This window comes from Coriobacteriia bacterium (genome assembly GCA_018368455.1).
Classification (GTDB): Bacteria; Actinomycetota; Coriobacteriia; order Coriobacteriales; family UMGS124; genus JAGZEG01.
In genome coordinates, this window is the sequence record JAGZEG010000001.1 from 256418 (window position 1) to 280559 (window position 24142).

The 24142-nt window shown below is 64.8% G+C and carries 19 protein-coding genes; 6 read left to right on the forward strand and 13 right to left on the reverse strand.

Annotation, left to right across the window (positions count from 1 at the left end; genetic code table 11):
* Positions 1-2 precede the first annotated feature (2 nt).
* The 6 genes from rbfA to KHZ24_01145 form a co-directional block, all read right to left on the reverse strand.
* Entirely contained in the window at positions 3-449 is a 447-nt protein-coding gene (gene rbfA, locus KHZ24_01120) for a 30S ribosome-binding factor RbfA (GenBank protein ID MBS5449804.1), read from the reverse strand.
* A 27-nt stretch (positions 450-476) separates the two neighbouring features.
* Positions 477-3173 (reverse strand): translation initiation factor IF-2, encoded by a 2697-nt coding sequence (gene infB / locus KHZ24_01125; protein MBS5449805.1) that lies wholly within the window; start codon positions 3171-3173, stop codon positions 477-479.
* Positions 3174-3188: 15 nt separating this feature from the next.
* The gene (locus tag KHZ24_01130) at positions 3189-3476 is read right to left on the reverse strand and encodes a YlxR family protein (protein ID MBS5449806.1); all 288 of its coding nucleotides are present in this window, start codon (positions 3474-3476) and stop codon (positions 3189-3191) included.
* 67 nt (positions 3477-3543) lie between these two features.
* Positions 3544-4773, reverse strand: a complete 1230-nt coding sequence (gene nusA / locus KHZ24_01135) for a transcription termination/antitermination protein NusA (protein MBS5449807.1) — start codon at positions 4771-4773, stop codon at positions 3544-3546.
* 65 nt (positions 4774-4838) lie between these two features.
* Positions 4839-5393 carry a ribosome maturation factor RimP gene (locus KHZ24_01140; GenBank protein ID MBS5449808.1) on the reverse strand — a complete coding sequence of 185 codons (555 nt, stop codon included), beginning with the start codon at positions 5391-5393 and terminating at the stop codon, positions 4839-4841.
* A gap of 273 nt (positions 5394-5666) precedes the next feature.
* A complete protein-coding gene (locus KHZ24_01145) occupies positions 5667-7274 on the reverse strand; it encodes a hypothetical protein (protein ID MBS5449809.1) in 1608 nt (535 codons plus the stop codon).
* A 409-nt stretch (positions 7275-7683) separates the two neighbouring features.
* On the opposite strand from KHZ24_01145, the gene KHZ24_01150 reads away from it, so the two are divergent.
* Together KHZ24_01150 and KHZ24_01155 are read left to right on the forward strand one after the other, a co-directional pair.
* Positions 7684-8031, forward strand: a complete 348-nt coding sequence (locus KHZ24_01150; protein MBS5449810.1) for a hypothetical protein — start codon at positions 7684-7686, stop codon at positions 8029-8031.
* 31 nt (positions 8032-8062) lie between these two features.
* The gene (locus KHZ24_01155) at positions 8063-8416 is read left to right on the forward strand and encodes a hypothetical protein (GenBank protein MBS5449811.1); all 354 of its coding nucleotides are present in this window, start codon (positions 8063-8065) and stop codon (positions 8414-8416) included.
* A gap of 376 nt (positions 8417-8792) precedes the next feature.
* Here the strand turns inward: KHZ24_01155 and leuS are convergent, their stop codons facing one another.
* Together leuS and KHZ24_01165 are read right to left on the reverse strand one after the other, a co-directional pair.
* Complete coding sequence (gene leuS, locus KHZ24_01160) at positions 8793-11417, reverse strand: leucine--tRNA ligase (GenBank protein MBS5449812.1); 2625 nt, start codon at positions 11415-11417, stop codon at positions 8793-8795.
* 167 nt (positions 11418-11584) lie between these two features.
* The gene (locus KHZ24_01165) at positions 11585-13108 is read right to left on the reverse strand and encodes an IMP dehydrogenase (protein MBS5449813.1); all 1524 of its coding nucleotides are present in this window, start codon (positions 13106-13108) and stop codon (positions 11585-11587) included.
* Between the two features lie 225 nt (positions 13109-13333).
* Between KHZ24_01165 and KHZ24_01170 the strand changes: the two genes are divergently transcribed.
* From KHZ24_01170 to KHZ24_01185, 4 genes are all read left to right on the forward strand, one after another.
* Positions 13334-14233, forward strand: a complete 900-nt coding sequence (locus KHZ24_01170; GenBank protein MBS5449814.1) for a DegV family protein — start codon at positions 13334-13336, stop codon at positions 14231-14233.
* 233 nt (positions 14234-14466) lie between these two features.
* Entirely contained in the window at positions 14467-15324 is an 858-nt protein-coding gene (locus KHZ24_01175; GenBank protein ID MBS5449815.1) for an amino acid ABC transporter substrate-binding protein, read from the forward strand.
* A gap of 127 nt (positions 15325-15451) precedes the next feature.
* Positions 15452-16174: an amino acid ABC transporter permease gene (locus tag KHZ24_01180; protein MBS5449816.1), complete on the forward strand. Its 723-nt coding sequence runs from the start codon at positions 15452-15454 to the stop codon at positions 16172-16174.
* A complete protein-coding gene (locus tag KHZ24_01185; protein MBS5449817.1) occupies positions 16161-16883 on the forward strand; it encodes an amino acid ABC transporter ATP-binding protein in 723 nt (240 codons plus the stop codon). Before KHZ24_01180 ends, KHZ24_01185 begins: the two co-directional genes overlap by 14 nt.
* Before the next feature lie 248 nt (positions 16884-17131).
* On the opposite strand, the gene hemH is transcribed toward KHZ24_01185, so the two are convergent.
* The 5 genes from hemH to ileS all read right to left on the reverse strand — a co-directional run bounded on the left by hemH (position 17132) and on the right by ileS (position 24112).
* Positions 17132-18169, reverse strand: coding sequence for a ferrochelatase (gene hemH / locus KHZ24_01190; GenBank protein ID MBS5449818.1), 1038 nt, complete (start codon positions 18167-18169; stop codon positions 17132-17134).
* Positions 18170-18188: 19 nt separating this feature from the next.
* A complete protein-coding gene (locus tag KHZ24_01195; protein ID MBS5449819.1) occupies positions 18189-19523 on the reverse strand; it encodes a glycosyltransferase family 2 protein in 1335 nt (444 codons plus the stop codon).
* Positions 19524-19635: 112 nt separating this feature from the next.
* On the reverse strand, positions 19636-20754 hold the full coding sequence (locus KHZ24_01200; protein ID MBS5449820.1) for an RluA family pseudouridine synthase: 1119 nt from the start codon (positions 20752-20754) through the stop codon (positions 19636-19638).
* Positions 20751-21245 (reverse strand): signal peptidase II, encoded by a 495-nt coding sequence (gene lspA / locus KHZ24_01205; protein ID MBS5449821.1) that lies wholly within the window; start codon positions 21243-21245, stop codon positions 20751-20753. Before lspA ends, KHZ24_01200 begins: the two co-directional genes overlap by 4 nt.
* Positions 21246-21304: 59 nt before the next feature.
* Entirely contained in the window at positions 21305-24112 is a 2808-nt protein-coding gene (ileS, locus tag KHZ24_01210) for an isoleucine--tRNA ligase (GenBank protein MBS5449822.1), read from the reverse strand.
* Positions 24113-24142: the final 30 nt, after the last annotated feature.

Sequence of the window (24142 nt, forward strand, 5' to 3'; positions counted from 1 at the left end):
CATCACAGCGCCTGACCACCCGCCGGGTCGTCCTGCTCGTCATCCCCGTCGAGATCGACGTCCGCGTCATCCTCGATGGGATAGCCGAACTCGTCCTTAGGCACGCTCATTGTTGGAGGCACGTTCTTGAGCGCCTCCGTGATGCGCATGGCCTCGTCCGTCGTCGTATCGATGACGAAGTCGAGCTCGGGCGTGACGCGCCACGTGAGCGAGCGGCCAAGCAGCGAACGAATGCGCCCCTTAGCCGATTCGAGGCCGGCGAGTACGTCGTCGTAGGTGCCGGGCTGTGCCGCCACGTACACGCGGCACAGCGATCGATCGACCGACACCTCACACGACGTGATCGTGATCAGGTCAAGACGCGGGTCGGAGACCTCGAGCATGAGAATCGAGGCGATCTTCTCCCGCGCCTCGCGCGCCAGGCGGCGCGTTGCGGCGTTCTGCTTCATGGTGAAACCCTCCTCCCCGCGCGGCAGTTACTTCGACGGCGTTGCGGTGCGCTCGATCTGGACGGTCTTGTAGGACTCGATGACGTCGCCCAGGTGGATGTCCTGGAAGCCGTCGATGCCGATGCCGCACTCATAGCCGCTCTTGACGCTCTTGACGTCATCCTTGAAGCGGCGCAGCGAGCCGATCGTGCCTTCGTACACGACAACGCCGTCGCGCACGACGCGCACCTTGTCGTCGCGGCTGATCTCGCCGTTCGTGACCATGCAGCCCGCGATCGTGCCAACACGCGGCACCTTGAACGTCTCGCGGACCTCAGCGGCACCGGTGTCCTTGTCCTCGAACTCGGGCGCAAGCATGCCCTGGCGAGCAGCCTCGATGTCGTCGATGGCCTGGTAGATGACACGGTAGGTCTTGATCTGCACGCCCTCGCGCTCGGCGGCGTCGCGCGCCTTGGGATCGGGGCGCACGCCAAAGCCGATGATGATGGCGTTGGACGCGGCGGCAAGCGTGACGTCGGTCTCGGACACGGCGCCAACTGCGGCGTGGATGACGCGGATCTTGACCTCGGACTGGTCGATCTTCTCGAGCGCGCCCTCCAGAGCCTCGATGGAGCCCTGAACGTCGGCCTTCACGACGAGGCTGAGCTCCTTGACGTCGCTCTCGTCCATCGTCTCGAACAGGTTCTCGAGCGTGACGTGCTTGCGCTTCTCCTGCTCGGCGAGGCGGGCCTTGAGCGCGCGCTGGTCAGCGAGCTCGCGCGCCTGGCGCTCCTCGTTGAACACGCGGAACTCATCGCCGGCGGCCGGGACGCTGCCCAGGCCCTGGATCTCAGCGGCCTCGGAGGGATGAACGTCGTTGATGCGGCGGCCGTGCTGGTCGAGCAGGGCACGTACGCGACCGTAGGACATGCCGGCGAGCACGATGTCGCCGACGTGCAGCGTGCCGCGCTTCACGATGACGGACGCGACGGGTCCGCGGCCGCGGTCGAGCTTGGCTTCGAGCACGTAGCCAGACGCGAACGTGTCGGGGTTTGCCTTGAGCTCGAGCACCTCGGCCTGGAGCAGGATCGTCTCGAGCAGGTCGTCGATGCCGATGCCCTTCTTGGCCGACACGTTGACGAACATGTTCTCGCCACCCCACTCCTCGGGGATGACGCCATGCTCCGTGAGCTCCTGGCGCACGCGGTCGGGGTTGGCCGTGGGCTTATCGATCTTGTTGACGGCAACGACGATGGGCACGCCTGCGGCCTTGGCGTGGTTGATGGACTCGATCGTCTGCGGCATGACGCCGTCGTCAGCAGCGACGACGAGCACGGCGATGTCCGTGACCTTGGCGCCGCGCGCACGCATGGCCGTGAAGGCCTCGTGGCCGGGCGTGTCGACGAACGTGATCTCCTTGCCGTTGATCTTGACCTCGGACGCGCCGATGTGCTGCGTGATGCCGCCGGCCTCGCCCGCAGCAACGCCCGTGTGACGGATGGCGTCGAGCAGCGACGTCTTGCCGTGGTCGACGTGGCCCATGACCGTGACGACAGGGGGACGCGGCTTGAGATCCTTCGGGTCGTCATAGAAGGAGAACGTGTTCTCCTCTTCCGCCGTCATGATCTTGACGCGGCGACCGAGATCGTCGGCGATGAGCTCGACGAGGTCACTGCTCATCGTCTGCGTGAGCGTCAGCGGGGAGCCGAGCAGGAACAGCCGCTTGATGATGTCGTTGGCCGGAACGCCAAGCGCCTCCGCGAACTCCGAAACCGTCGGGTTCTCGCCAAGCTTGACGACGTCGAGATCCTCGGGGTTCTGGTCGTTAGCGAGGGCCTCCTTGATGGCGGCCTCGTGACGCTCCTCCTCCGCGGCGGCCTCGCGACGCTCCTTGCGCTTCTTGCGGCGGCCAGTCTCGCGGTTCGCCTCAGCGATGGCCTCGCGGGCCTCGGCAAGGATGCGATCGCGGTTGTAGGCCTCGGCCTCGCGGGCCATGCGGGCGTAGTGATCCTCGCCTGCAGCTGCCTCGGCGACGGGAGCCGCGTCACGGCCCGCCTTGCGGCCCTTCTTGCCAGAGCGCGCCGTGTCGGCGTCAGCTGCGGGGCGGCCGGCGGGAGCGGCGACAGGGCCGCGCTGACCCTTGGGCGCAGGGGTGGCGTTCGAGCCAGAGCGCTTGGGACCGCGACCGGAGCGGTCAGCGGCACCGGCCTTGGAGGCCTCGCTCTTCTGAGCAGCCTGGCGCTCGCGCTCCTTGGCGGCGTCGGCAAGCGCGCGCTCCTGCTGGGCGATCTGCTCGAGCAGCGAAGAGAACGAGGGCGTCGACTTCGGGGCGTTGTCGCCGTGGTTGCGCTTCTCCTCCTCGGCCTTGCGAGCGGCTTCCTCCTCGGCACGAATGCGCTCCTCCTCGGCGCGCTTCGCCTCCTCGGCGGCACGGCGCTCAGCCTCGATGCGGCGCTCCTCCTCGCGGCGGGCCTCCGCCTCCTGGCGGGCCTTCTCCTCCGCGATGCGCTTGGCCTCCTCCTCGGCGCGCTTTGCCTCTTCCTCAGCCTGTCGCGCGGCCTCGATCTCCGCCGCACGCTGCTCGAGGATGGGAGCGAGGTTCTTGCGCGCAAGATTGACGTAGGCGTCTTCGAGCGTCGAGCTCGCCGACTTGGCGGGAATCTTCATATCCTGGAGATGACCGAGCATCTCCTTGCTGCTCATGCCAAATTCCTTGGCGAGCTCATGCACGCGAATCTTGGCCATGTACACCACCTGTCCTTACTGTACGTCGTCACTGTGCCCGACGCACAGCATGTCGAATTCTGTCCCGAGGCGCGCATAGCCGTCTTCGCCAATACGCACCCGGAGCGCGCGATCCAGGGCGTGACGCTTGTGAGCCACGTCAAAGCAGGTCTGCTCGGCGCAGAGGTAGGCGCCGCGGCCCGGCTGACGACCCGTCGGGTCGACGTCCACCGTTCCGTCGGCATGTCGGACGAAGCGGACGAGCGTCGTCTTGCTGCCCGTCTGTCCGCATGCGACGCACGTCCTCTCGCGTATCTGCGCCATCGCGCCCCTTTCGCCTGCGACTCACCAATGATGCCATAAACGCACGCTACGGTGCGTTGGAAGAGCTTTAGATGAGCGAGTCATCGTCCATGTGCTCGTGCACGCCGCAGAAGCGCGAGCCGGGGCGCGCCTGGTTGCGGCAGCGCGTGCCCGTCTCGTCGACGTACTCGCAGCGTGCGTCGCCTGCGGGCTCGGCGCTGTCCGACGTGTTCATGAGCGGCGCGATGGAGCCCATGAGGTTTGCGGCGAGCGACTCGTTCTTGATGTCGATGTGCCAGCCCGTGAGGCGGGCGGCAAGGCGGGCGTTCTGGCCCTCCTTGCCGATGGCGAGCGACAGCTGGTCGTCCGGCACGATGACGGTGGCGTACTGATTCTCCGTGTCGGCAAGCACGCGCGTGACCTTGGCGGGCGACAGTGCGTTGGCGACGTAGCGGGCAGGGTCGGCGTCCCACAGCACGACGTCGATGCGCTCGCCGCGCAGCTCGGACACAACCATGCGGACGCGCGAGCCCTTGGGGCCGACGCAGGCGCCCACGGGGTCGAGATGCGAGTCCAGCGAGTTCACGGCAACCTTCGAGCGCGTGCCAGGCTCGCGGGCGATGGCCTTGACCTCGACGACACCGTCGTAGACCTCGGGGACCTCGAGCTCGAACATGCGACGGATGAGGTCGGGGTGCGTGCGGCTCACGATGATGGGCGGGCGGTTGTGCTCGCCGCGCGTCGACGTGCCGCTCTGGGCGGCCTTCGGGTCGCGCACGTCGATGATGATGGCGCGGACGCGCTGGTTGTGCTGGTAGTACTCGCCGTTCGGGCGCTCGTTGCGCTCGTCGGGGTTGCGGCGCTTGTCGAAGTGAGGCAGCTCGGCCTCGACGCCCTCACGGATCTTGAGGATCGTGAAGTCAGGCGTCGTCTGCAGGACCGTGCCCGTGATGAGCTCGCCGACGCGTTTGGAGAACTCTTCGTAGATCTGCTCGCGGGCGGCGTTGCGCACGATGGACGCGATCTCGGCCTTAGCGTGCTGGGCGGCGATGCGGCTCGTGTCGCGCGGCGTGACGTCCTTCATGTCAAACTCGGTGTAGTCGCCGGTCTCCTCGTCGGGCTCGCCCTTGGGAACGAGCTCGTAGACGTAGATCTTGCCCGTCTGACGGTCGATGGTGACCTTGGCGCCCCACTCGAGGTCGAGGATGTCGGCATAGCTCTTGGCGAGCGACTGCTCGAGGCGGTCGAGCACGTAGAGCTCGTCGAGGTGCTTCTCCTGCGCCAGGGCCTGCAGCGCTTCGATCATTTCAGTGGCCATCTGTCCTGTCCTTTCCTACCTGCTGCTACGCTCTCGCGACCTCGCAGGCCGCGTCATGTCTGTCTTTATGCCTCGTCAGTGTCGTCCTCGCCGGCCGCCTCGAGATCGCCGGCCTGCTTGGCGGCTTTCTTTGCGGCGGCGAATACCTTGTCGAAGTCGGGCTTGAGCTGGGCACGCGAGACGTCGCTCACCGGAATGTGCCACTCAGCTCCGTCGACGCTCAGCGTCACAACGCCGTCCTCGACGGCTGCGATGACGCCCGTGCCCTTTGTGCGGTCCTCCACGGGATGACTCGCACGAACCTCAGCGCGCTCGCCGATGAAGCGGGCGAAGTCGCGCTCGCGGCGCAGCGGTCGATCGAGACCGGGCGAGGAAACCTCGAGCTCGTATGAGCCAGGGAACGGGTCGAGCCCCTCGACGACGTCAGACACCCAAGGTGTGAGGGCGACGACCTCGTTCATGTCGATCGTGCCCTGCTCGTCGAGCGTGTCGATGCGCACACGCACGATGGGGTGGCTCGCCGGGCCTGCAACCTCAACGTCGACGATGTCGAGGCCCTGCTCCCCTGCAACCGCCTCAAGGGCGGCGAGGATGTCGTTCGCCTTGTCCTTCTGCGCCACGGCATATCCTTCCCTGTTGGCCGCTGCGCTCCACGGGGGCGCACCAACCGATCAATCTGACAAGCGCCTCGCGCGATGCGATGCGACTTCACCGTGATTTGGTCTCAAAAAAAGGAAGTGGGATGACTCCCACTTCCTTCACATTACCATCACAGGTTAACTACCATGGCGAGTTTAGCACGCCCTTAGAGCCACGGCTAGAGCGAGCTTGCCGATGTTTGCCGAGCGCGAAAAACACCCATAAACCCGGTTGGTAGCCACGTGTATGGGATGTTACGCGTCATGCTCCGATGAGGCGGCGTCTTCGTCGCTCAGGGAGCTTTCGCTACCATCTTCGCTGGCAAGCTCAGCGTTGCCGCCGACCTCGCCATCGGTTGACGCAATGGGATCGGCGCCAGAGCTGGCCATGGCGTCGCCCTTTGCGCTCGACGAGGCGGAGCACCTATCGAGACCGGCGGACTCGTGAGAGGACGAGGAGGCTGCCCCATCGAGAGAGGAGGCCGGAGCCTCGACCACGCTGACTGTGCTCGCGTAGCACGCCACGTCGAGCGCGTCAGCCCACGCGTCGAGCGCGTCCTGGCGAGAGGACGCCGCGTCGTAGAAGTCGGAGATGCCCGTAGCGGCGTGGGGCCCGTAATACGGGTTGCGCACCGCTACGTATACCGTCCAGTTCGGATCGGCCGCGAGCGCGCCGACAGCCTGCACCTCCGCGTCGCTGAGGTCGATGGAGGAATCGAGCGACAGCGTGGCTGGGTCGCCCTTTGCCGCGAAGAACGTCACCGACTCCAGGCTCGCAGGACTGCCCATCGGGTAAATCGTTAGGGCGTGGCCAGCGATGTTGTCGCCGTCCTGTGCCAGGAGCACATCGCTGTACGTGTAGTCCCATGCACCCTTGAACAGATCTGCAGGAACGGTCACGGCGTAATAAGGCGTATAGATCGAGGTCCCCTCTGAAGTCTGCGCGACGCTGGCCACCTTGCCCGAGGCGTCATACGGAGAGAGGGGCGTTGCCACAACGTGTGTGCCGCTGCCGACCTCCCCATCGGATGCGCCGACCCTATCGCGCGAAAAGGACGACTTTGCGCTGCTACCGGCGGGAGCGGAAGCGCCCGTGGAATCGGCTTCGCCATCCTTGGCTGTCGAGCCAAACGCCGTGGAAGAGACGGTGAGCTTGGGCGTGATGGAAAGCGCCCCGGCCAGCTCCTTAGCTGCCTGATCATCGAAGGCGTCGGCATACGGTACTGCATCCGCAGGGTAAGGAACGGCGACAACGATATGCGTCGTCGGCTCGTCGGGCAGCGTGAGGCCCGTGTTATATGTCGCATACGCCTGCGTGAGGCCATCCCAGTTGCCAGAGGCGCAGAGGACCTGTGCGACTTCGGCGCCATCTGCGTCATAGAACGTCAGGGCACGGCCTGAAAGAAGGCCGAGATCGTTCATTTCGACACCCATGGAACGCACGTCCGTGTATGCGTCACGGTACGTAAAAGACCACCCCTCGGGCAGCGTGCCGTCGGGAACTACTACGTCGTAGTGCGGCGTTGAAATCGTGACGCCCTCTGGCGTTACCTCGGAATAAACGGTGCCATAGCGAACAGGCAGGGGCGTTTCTTCCTCCTGCGCAGCCGAGGACGTGGCGTCTTGCACAGACGTTGTGGCGTGCTCGGTCTCCTCGGATGCAGCTGACGAGGCTGTAGCCGCCGGGTTGCTACCGTCAAGCTCCGTGCCGAGCTTGGGGATAGAACAACCTGCGATGGCGAGCACAAGTGGGACAACGGCTAATCCTCCCACTGCCGCGATGCGCAGGCCCACGTTTGGCGTGTCCTTCTCAGTATGACCTTGTTTGTTCATGGAAGTCCCCCTCGTCTCGAACGAGATCATCGTCCAGACCCTTCTTGTGATTTTGCTCCCCTGTCCCAATTTGGCGTGTATCTCACGCCATTCGGGCATGGCATAAGCCGACGCTATAGTAATCCCTGCAATCCGCTTCTGCCCCATGCGCGCGTGCGCTTTTACGCTCTTGTCATGTTTGAGGGTCGCCCCCATACCGGCGAAGACAGGGTTCATCTCCTGTTGTCCTTTTGTTGCAAGGCCCAGGTTATCGTGACATTGACGGTGCGGGATATTGGCTGTTAGGGCGCTGGTTTTCCGCTCGTGTCGCGCACGGGAACGTTCGTTCCTCTTGGACCGGCTCCCTTCCCCTGAGGAAAGGACCTCGAAGCGCGACACGTATAATGGCAGCGTGGTTGCAGCTGCCCGCACGGAGAGAACCCACGAGAAAGGACGCACCATGGCGACGCTAGACGAGCTCTACACCACCGTGCTTGCCGACGAGGCCGAGAGGGCGGCCTTCGCTGAGGCCGCAAAGACCCCCGAGGGGCTGTCCGCCTTCCTGGCCGATCGTGGCTGCGACGCGACGCCCGAGCAGCTGGCCGAGTTCCTCAAGGAGAGGCAGGCCGGGCAGGGCGAGATGTCCGACGCCGAGCTCGACTCCGTGGCCGGTGGCTGCAACGTCTGGGAAGGTGTGTCTTCGGCCGTCACCGTCGGCGTTGCCTGCGCCATCATGGGCGTCATGAGTGCGGTATATGACGCTCCTGGAGGAAAGGACGGGCAAATTCTCTGCGACACATTTGACTAGGAATGCGATCTCCCGGAAGAAGGGACGCACCATGGCGACGCTAGACGAGCTCTACAGCACCGTTCTCGCCGACGAGGCCGAGAGGGCGGCCTTCGCCGAAGCCGCAAAGACCCCCGAGGGCCTGTCCGCCTTCCTGGCCGAGCGTGGCTGCGACGCGACGCCCGAGCAGCTGACGGAGTTCCTGAAGGCAAAGGCGGCCGAGCAGGGCGAAATCACCGACGCCGAGCTCGACTCGGTGGCAGGCGGCTGCAACAAAAGCGAAGCCATCACCTCGGTCTTAACGTTCGGCGTTGTATGCGCTGTCGTTGGTGCCATGAGCGCAGCGCGTAACGACTCGAAGGGTGACAACGGGAAGATTCTCTGCAACACCGATTTATATTATTAATGCAAGCTCGGGAGATGAGGCAGAGAGTGGCAACGCTTGACGCGCTTAGCCGTGGCCATGCGTAGCGTGGCAAGCGACGACATGAAAGGATTCAACGGGGCGCTTCTCTGCGACTCGTAGCAATCCTAGACCCCATCGTCCCTGGCCCCCATGCTGCAATACCACGACAGCATGGGGGCTTTTATTCTCTCCAAAGAGAAGGCTAGTACGCGACGCAGGGCTCGGGCCCTCTGCCCGCCGCGAGATTCCGCAGTGCAACGAGGAGGGGCAGGGGCGCGTTCCCATCTTAAGGAAACGCAACCCCTGCCCCTCCAGCGTTTCGGTACGAGGACTGCCCGGGCGCCGGGCAGAGGGCCCGAGCCCGTGCTGCCAGCGACTACTTCGCCACGATGTTGACCAGCTTGTCAGGCACCGCGATCACCTTGACGACGCTCTTGCCCTCGAGCCATTTCGCGACGGCCTCGCGTCCTGCGGCCTCGAGCGTCTCGCGGTCGGCGCCGCGCGGCACGCTGATGCGGGCGCGAAGCTTTCCGCTCACCTGTACGGCCACCTCGACGTCGTCGGCCTTGGCTGCCTCGACGTCAAACGCCGGCCACGCCGCGTTGTACACAGAGCCGCTCTGGCCGAGCTGCGCGTGCCACAGCTCCTCAGCCCAGTGCGGGCAGATGGGTGCCAGCGCGCGCACGATGTCGCTTGCGGCCAGGGCGCACAGGTTGGCGTCACGGCAAACGCCCGCACCGTCGGGACCGTCGGGGCCCTCCGTTGCGTTCAGGTAGGCGCTCGCCGCGTTCACGAGCTCCATGACAGCGGAGATGGCCGTGTTGAACTGCTGGCGGTCAAAATCGCGCGTGCACTGGGCTAGCGTGCGATGGATCTCGCGATAGAGCGTCTTGCCTGCCTCGTCGAGTGTGGCGACGTCGACGGCGGGCGCAGCGTCGGGAGCCTCCAGGGCCGCTGCGCCGGCGCTTCCGGCAAGCAGGCATGCGACGCGCCATGAGCGCTTGAGGAAACGGTTGCAGCCCTCAACGGCCTTCGGATCCCAGTCGAAGTCTTTCTCGGGCGGTGCGATGAACAGGATGCTCAGACGCATCGTGTCGGCGCCGTACGGCTCGATGACCGACGACGGGGGCACGACGTTGCCCTTGGACTTCGACATCGTCTCGCCGTGCTCGTCCTTCACCATGCCCTGGCACAGCAGATTCGTGAACGGTTCGTCGATGGAGCACAAACCCAGGTCGCGGCAGACCTTCGTCCAGAAGCGCGAGTAGAGCAGGTGCAGGATGGCGTGCTCGATGCCGCCGATGTAGTTGTCGACGGGCATCCAGTGGTCGACGGCGTCCTTGGAGAAAGGCGCCGTGTCGTTGTGCGGGTCGCAGTAGCGCAGGTAGTACCAGCTCGAGCACGTGAACGTGTCCATCGTGTCCGTCTCGCGGCGGGCGGGACGGCCGCACACGGGACACGTCGTCTCGTAAAAGTCGGCGCACTGGGCCAGCGTCTCGCCGGCACCGAGGTCGAGGTTCTCGGGCAGCGTGACGGGCAGCTGGTCCTCGGGCACGGGCACGATGCCGCAGTGCTCGCAGTGAATGGCGGGGATGGGGTTGCCCCAGTAGCGCTGGCGCGAGATGAGCCAGTCACGCAGGCGGAACTGGACCGTGCGGTGGCCGGCACCAGACGCCTCGAGGTCGGCGACGATGGCCGCCTCGCCCTCGGAGTGCTTGCCGCCCGTCATGCCGGTGTACTTGCCGGACTGGACGAGCGTGCCCTCCGTCACCATGGCGCTATCCCAGTCGACAGACGTCACGATGCGCCCCTGCTCGGCGTGCAGCTGCGGGTAGAGCGGGTCGTCCTCGCCCAGGATGATCGGAATGATCGGCAGGTCATACTTGCGGGCGAACTCAAAGTCGCGCTGGTCGCCACAGGGCACGGCCATGACGGCGCCCGTGCCGTAGTCGGAGATGACGTAGTCGGCGACCCAGACGGGCACCTTCTCGCCATTGACGGGGTTGATGACGTAGCGGCCCGTGAACGCGCCGTGCTTCTCGAGGTCGCCCTGGGCGCGCTCGACGGCCGTGATCTTGGCGCTGCCCTCGATGACCTCGCGCACGCCGGCCTCATACTGCGTGCCGGCAACGAGGTCGAGCAGGCCCTTGTACTCGGGCGCGAGCAGGAAGAACGAGCAGCCGAACAGCGTGTCCGCGCGCGTCGTGAACACGGTGATCTTCGTGTCCGTCGCGTTGCCATCGGCGTCGCACAGCGTGAAGTCGACCTCGGCGCCCTCGGAGCGGCCGATCCAGTTGGCCTGCATCTGCTTGACGCGCTCGGGCCAGCCCGTCAGCTTGTCGAGGTCGTCAAGCAGCTCCTGGGCGTAGTCGGTGATCTTGAGGTACCACTGCTCGAGGTCGCGCTTCTCAGGCACGGAGCCGCAGCGCCAGCAGACGCCGTCGGTGACCTGCTCGTTGGCGAGCACCGTCTTGCACGTGGGGCACCAGTTCACCGGACTCTTCTTGCGGTAGACGAGGCCGCGCTCCCACATCTTCTCGAACAGCCACTGGCCCCACTTGTAGTACGAGGGGTCGCACGTGCGCACGAGGCGGTCATAGTCGTAGGAGAAGCCCATGCGGCGCATCGTGGCCAGGGCGTTGTCCATGTTCTTGTACGTCCAGGCGCCGGCCTGCGTGTGGTGCTTGATGGCCGCATTCTCGGCAGGCAGGCCGAACGCGTCGAAGCCCATGGGGTGCAACACGTCGTAGCCGCGCATGCGGGCCTGACGCGCCATGGCGTCGCCGATCGTGTAGTTGCGGGCGTGACCCATGTGCAGGTCGCCTGAGGGGTATGGGAACATCTCGAGCACGTACTTCTTCGGCTTGGCCGGGTCCTCGTCCGTGGCATAGAGGTTCGTCTCGTCCCAGACCTTCTGCCACTTCGTCTCGATCGCCTGCGCGTCGTAGGCCGGGACGCGGCCCTCGGGACGCTCGGTATCGCTCTGCGTCATGTCTGACATCCTCCTGTGCGTCGTGCGGTCCTATCGAAGGCGAGATCCTGCGCCCGCTGGACGCCTCGCCTGAGATACGCGAAGCGCGGCGGGAGTCCGTGGGGCGTCTCCCGCCGCGCATAAACGTGCTGGTTCAGCTGCGAAGCATTGCTTGGGCAGCGCGTCGCAGGCCGCGGTTACTCTGCGTTCGTACCCGTGACCGTCTGGTTTGCGTTCTTGACGACGACGTCATGCGCGCCGCCCTCAACGAGCGACGTGGCGCTGACGAGCGTGATCTTGGCCTTCTCCTGCAGCTCGGGGATCGTGAGCGCGCCGCAGTTGCACATGGTGGAGCGCACCTTGGCAAGCGAGCCCGCCACACCGTCCTTCAGCGAGCCCGCGTAGGGAACGTAGGAGTCGACGCCCTCGACGAACGACATGGAGCTCTTCTTGCCGCCCAGGTCGTAGCGCTGCCAGTTGCGGGCGCGCGCCGAGCCCTCGCCCCAGTACTCCTTCATGTACGTTCCGTTCACGTTGACGCGGCGGCTGTTCGACTCATCGAAGCGAGCGAAGTAGCGGCCGAGCATCATGAAGTCGGCACCCATGGCAAGGGCGAGCGTCATGTGGTAGTCGTGCACGATGCCGCCGTCGGAGCACACGGGCACGTAGACGCCCGTCTCCTCGAAGTAGCGATCGCGCTCGGCGCACACGTCGATGAGGGCCGTGGCCTGGCCACGACCGATGCCCTTCTGCTCGCGCGTGATGCAGATGGAGCCGCCACCGATGCCGACCTTCACGAAGTCGGCGCCGGCCTCAGCCAGGAAGCGGAAGCCCTCGGCGTCGACGACGTTGCCGGCACCCACGGGGATGTCCTCGCCGTAGTTGGCGCGAATCCAGTCGAGCGTGCGCTTCTGCCACTCCGAATAGCCCTCGGACGAGTCGATGCACAGTGCGTCGACGCCGGCCTCGATGAGGGCAGGGACACGCTCGGCGTAGTCGCGCGTGTTGATGCCAGCGCCTACCATGTAGCTCTTGTGCTTGTCGAGCAGCTCGTTGGGGTTGGCCTTGTGCGAGTCGTAGTCCTTGCGGAACACGAGGTAAAGCAGGCGGCCCTCATCGTCGACGACAGGCAGCGAGTTGAGCTTGTTGTCCCAGATGATGTCGTTGGCCTCGGACAGGGTGCACGTGGACGGGGCGCAAACGAGCTTCTCGCGCGGCGTCATGAACTCGGAGACCTTCGTGGAGGGATCCATGCGCGAGACGCGGTAGTCGCGGCTCGTAACGATGCCAACGAGACGCGAGCCGGGCGTGCCGTCGGCCGTGACGGGCATCGTGGAGTGGCCCGTGCGCTCCTTGAGCTCGAGGACGTCGGCGAGCGTCATGTCGGGCGACAGGTTGGAGTCGCTCTTGACGAAGCCGGCCTTGTAGCTCTTGACCTCGCGAACCATCGCGGCTTCCTGCTCGGGCGTCTGCGAACCGTAGATGAACGACATGCCGCCCTCAGTGGCCAGAGACACGGCCATGCGCGTGCCGGAAACGGCCTGCATGATGGCCGAGACCATCGGGATGTTGAGGGTGATGCGCGGCTCTTCGTCGCGGCGGAACTTCGTGAGCGGCGTCTTGAGGCTCACCCTCTCAGGGATGCACTCGGAGGAGCTGTATCCCGGAACGAGCAGGTACTCGCTGAACGTGTGCGCAGCCTCGGGGTAGTAGTACGCCATCTACCGGTTCCTTTCTGTAGTCACCCTCTCCGACGGTGGGACGGGGACGTCCCACCCCGCGACGACGCTGGGTCACCGTCACGGGGGCATTTGCTGAATTGTATGCGAAGGCAACCGCCGAACTGCTCGCGATGTTCGCTCTCTTGAAACTGATACAATGCGCACGTCAACACACCTGTTCCACAACTACGCCCCATCCGAGGCAGTTTATCAAGGAGGCAAGCCATGAGCTTCTCCATCCTGACCGACACGAGCTGCAACCTGCCGACGGAGCTCGTCAAGGAGTATGAGCTCGCGATGATGCCGCTGCGCTATCTCATCGACGGCCAGGAGTATGCGAGCTTCACCGACGGCGTCCAGGCCGACTTCAGCGCGTTCTATGACAAGCTGCGCTCGGGCAAGGTCGCCACGACGTCGCTCGCTGATGCCGCCGAGGCCCAGCACCTGGCGCGCGAGCTGCTCGAGCAGGGCGAGGACGTTCTCTACATCGGCTTTTCCTCTGGCCTGTCAGGCACGTACGAGCTCGTGTCGCGCGTCTTGGGTGAGCTCGCGGCCGAATACCCCCATCGCAAGCTGCTGTGCGTGGACTCGCTGGCCGCCAGCGCAGGTCAGGGTCTGCTCATCACGTACGTCGCCCGCATGCGCGAGCAGGGGCACTCCATCGAGGAGTGCTACGCGTGGGCCCTCGAGCACCGCCTGAACATCTGTCACTGGTTCACGGTCGATGACCTCATGTTCCTCAAGCGCGGTGGACGTGTCTCGGCCGTGTCCGCCGTGTTCGGCACGGCGCTGGGCATCAAGCCCGTCATGCACGTCGACGTGGACGGAACGCTCAAGGTCGTCGACAAGGTGCGCGGCCGCCGCAAGTCCATCTCCGCCCTGCTCGACCATCTCGTGAACTCGACGCCGGTGGAGCCGTTGTCCCAGCGGCCGATTTACATTTCGCACGGCGACTGCTACGACGACGCCAAGCTGCTGGCCGACATGATCATGGAACGGTGCTCCAACCCGTCCGACCCGATGCCATATCCGCTCATCACCTACGTCGATCCCGTCATCGGCGCGCACTCCGGACCGGGTACGCTCGCGCTGTTCTACTACGACGCGGAGGCATCTCACCGCTAGGCCTCGCTCCCCCTGGCACATCTTCCCAGGCCGTCAGTCCCCTCGCCTTTCGTCGAGTGTGGGCTGACGGCCTCATTTTTGTGGCCGCTTGAACGGCGAAACGTTTTTTCTGAATGCCGAGTCTATGCATTAGAAAGAAAGATATAGTGCAAATATGCATGTCGGCCGCATTCAGTCGACGTTGCACACGTGAGTTGGATGTGCCTTGGGGCACTGTTGCGAAGGAGCATTTCATGGTCGTCACTCGTCGTCGTTTCTGCGCTGCCACTGCCGGGCTCGCCGTTGGCCTGCTTGCGGGCGGCAGCATGGCGTTTGCTTCCGACAAGCCCGCGTTCACCACGGTGGCAGAGGGCGTGCTCACGATGGGCACGAACGCCGCGTTCCCTCCCTACGAGTACTATGACGGTGACACGATCATCGGGATCGACGCTGACGTGGCTGCCCTCATCGCCGAGAAGCTCGGCCTGACGCTCGAGATCCAGGACATGGACTTCGGCTCCATCATCACGGCCGTCCAGACGGGCAAGATCGACATGGGCGTCGCTGGCATGACCGTCAACGACGAGCGCAAGAAGAACGTCAACTTCACGGACTCCTACGCCACGGGCATCCAGGTCATCATCGTTCCGGAGGGCTCCGAGATCACCGGCCCTGACTCGCTGGCAGAGAACACCGACTACCTCATCGGCGTGCAGGAGAATACGACGGGTCACATCTACTGCTCCGACGACTATGGCGAGGATCGCGTCATCCCCTACACGAACGGCGCTACCGCCGTCCAGGCCCTCCTGAACGGCAAGGTCGACTGCGTCGTCATCGACAACGAGCCTGCCAAGAACTTCGTGGCCGCCAACCCCGGCCTCAAGATCCTCGACACGGAGTACGTCAAGGAGGACTACGCCATCGCCGTCAGCAAGGACAACGACGCCCTGCTCGAGGCCATCAACGGTGCCCTCAAGGAGCTCATCGCCGACGGCAGCGTCCAGGAGGTCCTCGACACGTACATCGGCGACCACGACGGCGAGGCTGCCGGTTCGTCTGTCGCTGACACGAAGGCGTCCTCTGACAGCGCGGCTGCCGACAAGAAGTAACGGGCGACTTTCTCCCGTCGCTTCCGGCGGGCTACGTCGTGCGGGATAGGACGAAGGGTCGGGCGGCCGTGAGCTTCGTGGTCACCTGACCCTTTCTTTTGAAAGGGGTGCGCCTGTGGAAGAGTTCATACAGACCATCCAGCAGGGCTTCTACCAGACATTCATCTATCAGGACAACTACACGTACTTCCTGAATGGCATCGTCGTCACGCTCGAGGTCGCAGCGCTCGCCTGCATACTCGGCCTCATCCTGGGCGTGCTGGCGGCCATCATCCGATCGGCGCATGACCAGCAGCAGCCCGGGCGGCGCAAGAACCCCATCCTCGGGTTCTTCAACGCCGTAGCCGTCGTCTACATCACGGTCATCCGCGGCACGCCGACGATGGTACAGCTGCTCATCATGTGGTTCGTCGTGTGGGCCTCGGCGCGTGCGACGCAGCCGAACATGATCGCGTGCGCCGTCGTGACATTCGGCCTCAACTCAGGCGCCTACGTGGCCGAGATCGTGCGCTCGGGCATCATGTCCGTTGACTCGGGCCAGATGGAGGCCGGCCGCTCGCTCGGCCTGTCGTACGCCACGACCATGCGTTGCGTCATCATCCCCCAGGCGTTCAAGAACATCCTGCCCGCCCTGGGCAACGAAGCGATCACGCTCATGAAGGAGACGTCCATCGTCACGGTCATCGGGCTGAAGGACCTGACGAAGGGCGCGATGATCATCCAGGGCAACACGTTCCAGGCGCTCATTCCGTTCGTGGCCATCGCCCTCATCTACCTGGCGCTTGTCATGATCCTATCGTTCGTGTTCGGCGCCATCGAGAGGAGGCTGCGTCAAAGTGATTACCGTTAATCACCTCGTCAAGGCGTTTGGCGACCACGTGGTGCTCAATGACGTCAGCGAGCACATAGCCCCTGGCGAGAAGGTCGTCATCATCGGGCCGTCAGGCTCGGGCAAGTCGACGTTCCTCCGCTGCCTGAACCTGCTGGAGGTGCCGACGTCGGGCCAGATCGTGTTCGACGGCCAGGACATCACGCGCCCCCACGTTGACGTCGACGCCGTGCGCCGCCAGATGTGCATGGTGTTCCAGCACTTCAACCTGTTCAGCAACCTGTCCGTGAAGCGCAACCTCACACTGGCGCCGACGAAGCTCAGGCTCATGGGCGCAGAGGAGGCTGAGACAGAGGCGAAGCGCCTGCTTGAGCGCGTCGGCCTGCCCGACAAGGCAGACGCCTATCCCAGCCAGCTCTCCGGCGGCCAGAAGCAGCGCATCGCCATCGCCCGCTCGCTCATGATGCGCCCGAAGGTCATGCTGTTCGACGAGCCCACGAGCGCCCTGGATCCTGAGATGGTCGGCGAGGTCCTCGGGATCATGCGCGAGCTTGCGCAGGACAACATGACGATGGTCGTCGTGACGCACGAGATGGGCTTTGCGCGCGAGGTCGCGAGCCGCGTCCTGTTCATGGATGGAGGAAACATCGTCGAGCAGGGCTCCCCTGCCGAGCTGTTTGCCCACCCCAAGGAGAAGCGCACGCAAGACTTCCTGAGCAAGGTGCTCTAGCCCGTCTTCCTGACCAGCCGGACCGTGGGGTAATTCATCCGGCGCTCAGACAGTCCTCGTCCCGCACATGCAGAGGGGCGGAAGCTGCGTATCCTAAAGATAGGAACGCAACTTCCGCCCCTCTTTTATGCACTGCGGAACTCGCGGCGGACGAAATACCCCACGTTCCTCCGATGGCCACGGCACGCGAATGCAATGTGGAAGCGCCGGATGACATACCCGTCGACCCGGCAGGTTGAAGGAACCTCTTATACAAGGTGGCGCAGCACGAGGTTCGTGAGCGCTTTCAGGAAGGCCGGGTCGTCGTTGAGGCAGGGAACGTACGTGAACGATCCCTGGGGCACGAGGGACTCGAACACGCCGCGTTGGTCGACGTCGATGTCGTTGTGCGTCTCGAGGCACTCGCATGTAAAGCCTGGGGCGCAGACGGCGACGTTCGTCACGCCTTCTGCGGCAAGCCTGGGCAGCACGTCCTCTGCCGTGAGCGGGCCGAGCCAAGGGCGCTTGTCGAACACGCTCTGGAAGCCGATATGCCAGGCGTGCTCGGGGATGCCGAGGCGCCGGGCCACCTCGCGGGCCGTCAGCTCCGCTTGAGCACGATAGACGTCGCCCGCCTCGACATCGGCAACGAGCGTCGAGTGATATGTGAACACGATGGCATGGCGGCCGTCGTCAACGTACGTCCAGTGCGCGGCGACGTTGGCCGCGAGGGCGTCCAGATAGCCCTCGTCCGAGCAGAACGAGTCGATGAAGTCGAGCCCCGGGATGCGCTTGCGCTCGCACAGAACCTGTAGGACCTCCTGGGCCATCGTGCCATTCGTCACCGACGCGTATTGCGGGTAGACCGGCAACACGATGACGCGACCGACGCCGTACTCGTCGAGCAGCTTGCCCAGGCCGGAGCGAATGGACGGCTCACCGTAGCGCACGGCTGTCACGACCGGCACATCTGCATGCCCGGCTGCCACGAGGCCCGCCTGGATGCCGGCGCGTTGGCGCTCCGTGTACACCGTGAGCGGTGAACCCTCCCCCATCCAGATGTCCTCATAGAGCTTGGCGCTCTTCGGCGAGCGGCGCGGCAATATGATGCCGCGCAGGATAGGCTGCCACTGCCAGGGCGGCAAGTCGACGACGCGCTTGTCGGAGAGGAACGCCTCGAGATAGTCGTGCACGGCCTGCGGTGTCGGTGCCGTGGGAGAGCCTGTCGTGACGAGCAGGACGCCCGTCTTTTGAGAAAGCGCCTTTCCGCACGCGATATCGGCAGACGGAGACGTGTTCGTGATCATGAGCTGGCTCCTTGCGGCGCTAGTCGGAATTGATGTCAGAGAGGGACTTCGAGATCGTGTGGCGCGTCGGGACCCAGTCGACTTTCTTCACGGCAGCAGCCAGGGCGATGGGCACGTAGCTCAGCATGAAGACGGGGAACGTGAACAGGTTCCAGATGAGATGACCAGTCGTGTCGTGGATGTTCTTGCGCTCCGTGATGGTCGTGAGCAGCGCCAGGACAAGAAACACGACGTAGAAGCTCACGAACGTCATGACGAACGACCCGAGGCACATGCGCGTCTCATACGGCGTCACAAAGCCGGGGAACAGCAGACCGATGATGAGGTAGATGCCGTTAACCGATGCCGAGACGAGCGTGAGGATCATGGCGGGCGCAATGGTCATGAGCATGTCATAGACGGCAAACCCGCCACGATGGCGCTGCTTGGACACGGCCGCATCCCCCGAGGCGTCGTTTCCGACGACGGTGGCCTTCTGGGAGCGGAAACGCACAAGGCTTGGCCCGTACTTCACGAACACCTGGTAGAAGCCCTTCGTCCAGCGCATGCGCTGCTTCCAGGACGCCGAGAACGTCACAGGCTGCTCGTCGTAGAACATAGCCTTGTGGGCATAGCCGATGCGCAGGCCGTGCAGGGCACAGAATATGGAGAACTGGATGTCCTCCGTCAGCAGGTGGAAATCCCAGCCACGCATGGCTTCGATGACGCGCGCCGAGATGAGGTAGCCCGTGCCCGAGATGGCGCACGACGTGCCCAGGATCATGCGCGCGTTGTTGAGGTAGGTCGCCTCGCGCAGGAACCAGATGCCGTAGCCCCGCGATATCCAGCTCGAGTCGAAGTTCTTCGAGTTGCGGTAGCTCGTGACCGCAGCGTAGCGGCCCTCGTCGAACACGTTGTTCATCTCGCGCACGTACGAGGGCGTGAGCACGTTGTCGGCGTCAAAAACGAAGAAACCCTCGTAGGCTCCGGGCTTCTCGCGCATGATGCGTTCGAGGCCGTAGTCCATGACCCAGCTCTTGCCGACTTGGCCGCCCGAAGGACGCTCGTACACGATGGCCCCATGCGCGCGAGCCCGAGCTGCCGTGTCGTCCGAGCAGTTGTCGCAAAACACGTATGTGTCGATGAGCTCGCTGGGGTAGTCCTGCGCCTTGATGGAGTCAACGAGCTCGCCGATGACAAGGCCCTCGTTGTGAGCGCAGATGACGAACGCGTAGCGATGCAATGTCGTTGCCTCGTGGTCCGGCGCATGATGACGTCGCAGCGCAACGAGGATGTAGACGATCTGGTAGAAGAACGCGAAGAGGAAGAAAAGGAAGATGATGAGGTTGAAGACGAAGATGGGGGTGATCTCCATACGGCGCCGACTCGCCTCTCTGCTCGTTGTCCGCCCTCGCGACCGAGGCGCGCGCCTGCACGCCGGCCGCCCTACGTTGGATCGACATCGGGCCGCGCGGCGTTTTGGCGACCTACCAATAGCGATCCTGCTCCGCTGCGGCCTCGAGCGCGCTGAGAACCTCGACGCCGCGCTCGGTGCGCCCCATGGAGCGACCATCCAACGATTCTAGTGCTTCCTGCAGCTCATAGGTCAGCGGATCGATAAATCCTAGGGACTCCCCGCTGACGGGATGGTCGAACGCAAGGCTCCACGAGTGGAGGAACTGGCGGTCCAGACCCAGGTTGGCAGCCTCCGAGCCTCGTCCGTAGAGCTGATCGCCCACGACGGGGTGGTGGATATAGGCCATGTGCACGCGGATCTGGTGCGTGCGCCCCGTGAACAGTTTGCACTCGAGCAGCGTGTAACCATCGTCGCGCCGCCCTGCCTCGAAGCGCTCGAGTACGGAAAACGTCGTGACGCTCTGGCGGGCAAGCGGGTCCTCCGAGACGGCCATGCGCAGGCGGTCACGCGTACTGCGGGCGATGGGGGCGTCGACAATGCCCGTGTCCGGAGCGATGTAGCCCTGCACGAGCGTGACGTATCGGCGGTCAACGGAGCGGAGTCGAATCGCGTCCTGAAGAGCAGCCTGCGTGTCGTTGTCCTTCGCGGCGAGCATGAGGCCCGTCGTGTCCATGTCGAGGCGATGCACGATGCCGGGGCGGTCCTCGCCCTGCAGCGTGCCGAGGTGTGACGCGCCGCAATGGAACAGCAAGGCGTTTGCGAGCGTGTGGTCGGGATGGCCCGGCGAGGGGTGGCAGACGAGACCGCGCTGCTTTGAAAGCACGATGAGGTGGTCATCCTCGTAGCGGATATCCAGCGGGATGCGCTGCGGCTCCAGCGTGACGGACTGGGGAGCGGTAGGCGGCAGCAGGACCTCGATGCGATCGCCTGAGTGCACGACGAAGCGCTTGCAGTCCTGTACCTCGCCGTTGACCTGCACGTCTCCGCCTTCGATGAGGCGCGCCGCGAGGCTGCGACTCGCCAGGGGCGTCTGGGCGCCGAGGAAGGCATCAAGGCGACGGCCGTCGGCCTCTGCATCGACCAAGACGCGATACGTTGAGCGCGGTCCCTCGCAGTGACGGGACGCGTCGCCAAGTGTGAGCTCGTCGTCTTCCTCATACGGTGCGTCGCACGCCACGGTGTCACTCATCGGCCCGCCTCCTGTCCGCTTGCGCTCTCGTCGTCCTGTGTACCCGCCCGCGATCCCAGCGCGCCGCTCCCAAAGATGACTGCTCCGAGGAACAGCACGAAACCGCAGGTGATAGCTATGTCCGCCACGTTGAATACCGGGAAATCAATGAAGAGCGGCCTGATCATGTCCGTAACATAGCCGAGGGCGAGCCGGTCGATGACGTTGCCGATCGCCCCGGCGCACACCATGCCGAGCGCGACGGTCTCGAGGCGCGTGTGCCCCCGAGCCAGCGCAAGCCAGGCGACGCACACGGCAACGACGACGACGGCACAGGCGACGAAGGCACCGATGTGCCCGCCCAGCACGCCGAACGCCGCCCCGACGTTGCGCACAAGCGTCAGCTCGACGACGCCGGGCACAAGCGTGACACCGTCGCCCGCAGAGAGCCAGGCGCGGGCTGCCGCCTTCGTGGCCTGGTCGAGCGCCACAATAGCGACGACGAGGACCACGAAGGCGACAAGGACCCAGCGCCTGGTCGGAAGCGTTCTATGAGACGCGCGAGGCGTCACTATTGGGTGACCTCGGCGGCGTGCACGGCATCGTGGCAGCGCGCGCACAAGCCGTCCTCGCCCAGCTCGCGCACGTTCCAGCAGCGCGGGCACTTCTCACCCTGGGCAACGGCAACGTCCGCTGTGACGTCGTCGCCCTCGCCAACGAGGACGTCGACGCGCGCCACAATGAAGAACTCGGCGAGGTCGGCGCCGCCGGCAGCCAGCGCGTCAACCGTGGCCTGCGGGGCGCGGACCGTGACGGCAGCCTCTTGGCTCTTGGAGACAACGCTCTGAGCGCGGGCGTCCTCGAGTGCCTTCGTCACGACGTCGCGGACAGCAAGCGCCGTTCGATAGCCCTCGAGCAGGCGCTCCTCGTCGGGACGGCTCAGCGGGTTGACATACCAGTCGAGCAGAGCCGCGTATGTCTGGCCCTCCTTGAGCGCCTCGGGCAGGAAGCCCATGACCTCGTCGCATGTGAACGCCAGGACGGGCTGCAGGTCATGCACGAGCATGGAGAGCATCTGGGCCATGACGGTCTGGGCGCTACGACGCTCGCGCGAGGCAGGCGCGTCGCAATACGTGCGATCCTTCAGCGCGTCGAGATAGACGTTAGAAAGCTCCGTCACCACGTAGTCGTACAGCGTGCGATAGACGACGTTGAAGCGATAGCCGGCATAGGCCTCGCTCACCGCGTCGTGTACCTCGCACATGCGTGCCAGCGCCATGGCGTCGAGCGGCAGCAGGTCCTCGACGGCGACGGCGTCGGTCGCGGGGTCGAAGTCGTACAGCTCAGACAGCAGGAAGCGCATGACATTGCGGAAGCGACGATAGGCGTCGCTCGTGCGCTTGAGGATCTCGTCGTCGCAGGCTACGTCGACGGACGAGTCGACAGAGGCGACCCACAGGCGGATGATGTCGGCGCCGAGCTGGTCGCAGATCTTGTTGGGGTCGACGACGTTGCCAAGGCTCTTGGACATCTTGCGTCCCTGGCCGTCGAGCGTGAAGCCCTGGGACACGACGGCCTTGTAGGGCGCGACGCCGTTAGCGGCGACGCTCGTGAGCAGCGCGCTCTGGAACCAGCCGCGGTGCTGGTCGGAACCCTCGAGGTACATGTCGCACGGGTAGACGAGCTCGGGACGGCCCTCGCACACGGCCTTCCACGAGACGCCGGAGTCCCACCACACGTCGAGGATGTCACGGTCGGCCTTGAGGTTGTGGCCGCCGCACGCAGGGCATGTGCAGGCGTCGCCCAGATACGAGGCCGGCTCGTCGGTGAACCAGGCGTCGGAGCCCTTCTCGTGGAACAGCTTGATGACAGCGTCGAGCGTCGCGTCGTTCATGACCTTCTCGCCGCAGTCAGCGCACGTGTAGCTCGGGATGGGCACGCCCCAGTTGCGCTGGCGGGAGATGCACCAGTCGGGACGCTGCGCCACCATGGCGCCGATGCGCTTCGAGGCGTGCGCCGGGTACCACGTCACCTCGTTGTCGATGATGTGGCCGGCCTCCTCGCGCAGACCCGTTTTGTCCATGGACACGAACCACTGGTCCGTGGCGCGGAAGATGACAGGCTGCTTGCAGCGCCAGCAGTGCGGGTAGCTATGCTCGAGCGTGCCGACCGCCACGCACGTGCCGCGCTCCTGCAGCCACGCGATGATCTTGGGGTTGGCCTCGTCGGTGTCCAGACCGCCGAACGGACCGCCCTTGCCATACTCGTCGCCCTTGTACAGGCGGCCGTCGTCGTCGACAGGCATGACAATGGGCAGGTCGAAGCGCACGCCGGCGTTGTAGTCGTCAACGCCGTGGCCAGGAGCGGTGTGGACGCAGCCAGAGCCGTCCTCGAGGCTCACGTAGTCGGCATAGATGCAGCGACCCGTGACGCCATCAAAGATGGGGTGCTTGTACGTCAGGCCCTCGAACGCGGCGCCCGGCAGCGCCCACGGCGTACCATCGGCGTTCGTGACGAGCGTGGGCTCCCATCCGGCCTTGCCGCACACGCGCTCGACGAGGGCGCGTGCCATGACGGCGGCGCGACCGTCATGGGCGACGGCAACGTACTCTGCCTCGGGGTGGAACGCGACGCCGGCGTTGGCCGGCAGCGTCCAGGGGGTCGTCGTCCAGATGACGACGTCGACGGGACCATCGAAGGCCTCGAGGCCCTTGGGGCGGTCGACGAACTCGAAGGCGACGAACAGCGACGCGCCCTTCTCGGGGCCGTATTCGATCTCAGCCTCGGCGAGAGCCGTGTGGCAGTGCTTGCACCAGTGCACAGGCTTGCGGCCGCGATAGATGGCGCCCTTGTCGAAGATGGCCTTGAAGACCTCGATGTCGGCGGCATCGTGCTGGTGATAGAGCGTCAGGTACGGGTTGTCCCAGTCGGCAAGCACGCCCAGGCGGCGGAAGCCCTGGCGCTGCAGATCGATGTTCTCGACGGCGAACTGCTGGCACATCTCGCGGATCTGCGCAACAGGCGTCTCGTTGAACTTCTTGGTACCGAGCTTTTCCTCGACCTTGTGCTCGATAGGCTGGCCGTGGCAGTCCCAACCGGGGACGAACGGAACCTCGCGGCCCTGCATCATCCAGTAACGGTTGATGATGTCTTTGCTGATCTTGTTCAACGCGTGGCCCAGGTGGATGGGGCCGTTGGCGTAGGGCGGACCATCGTGGAGCACGAACTTCTCGTGGCCCTCGTTCTTCTTGAGCGCGAGGTGATAGACGTCGTTCTCACGCCACTGCTCCAGACGGCCAGGCTCGCTCTTCGCGAGGCCGGCGCGCATGGGGAAGTCTGTCTTCGGCAGGTTCATCGTGTGCTTGTAGTCGCTGGACACCCTTGCTTCCTTTCCTCTTACACGCGTTCT